Genomic DNA, 673 nt, shown 5'->3' with positions numbered 1-673 from the left:
AGTCCAGCCAACACGTCTGGGCGCAGCTCCACGAAGAGGCGTTCCGGTATTTTGGCGGGGTTCCCAGCTATGTCGTGCTCGACAATCTGAAGGAAGGCGTCCTCAAGCCGGATTTGTACGAGCCCGAGCTCAACCCGATTTACAGCGCGATGCTGGCTCATTACGCCGTGGTCGCCGATCCCGCGCGGGTGGCCGATCCCAATCGGAAAGGCTGCGTCGAGAGTGCGATTCAACATACCCAGGGCACCGCGCTGGCCGGACGGCGCTTCGAGACACTGGAAGCCCAGAACGAGTTCCTGAGGCACTGGGAGGAGAATTGGGCCTCCAAGCGCATCCACGGCAGCACGCGCCGTCAGGTCGAGGCGATGTTCCAGGAAGAGAAGCCGCACCTGCGGCCGCTGCCTGTGGCTGCCTTCCGCATCTTCACCGAAGTCGTCCGGACTGTCTGCGACGACACCACCGTACGCGTCGACAACAGCTATTACGCCGCGCGGCCCGCGCCGATCGGCAGTCAGGTCGTGGTGCGGATCTACGCCTCCACGATCGAGATCCGTGATCGCCACACCCATGCGCTGCTGCGTGTTCATTCCCGGATGACGCACCCCGGTTCTGTTGTCCTGCCGACCAGCGAACGGCCGTTCAATCCGTCGCGGCAAACCGCCGTGCTGCTGGC

Annotated in this window: 1 protein-coding gene; it reads left to right on the top strand. The window is 63.9% G+C overall.

Annotated features, from left to right (window positions below):
- The coding region (locus WN73_RS00830; RefSeq protein WP_442870044.1) for a Mu transposase domain-containing protein at positions 1 to 673 on the top strand (673 nt) is incomplete at both ends.

This window comes from Bradyrhizobium sp. CCBAU 45394 (genome assembly GCF_028128655.1).
Classification (GTDB): Bacteria; Pseudomonadota; Alphaproteobacteria; order Rhizobiales; family Xanthobacteraceae; genus Bradyrhizobium; species Bradyrhizobium diazoefficiens.
Note: the sequence above shows the minus strand (reverse complement) of the source record. Positions and strands in the feature narration are given on the sequence as shown.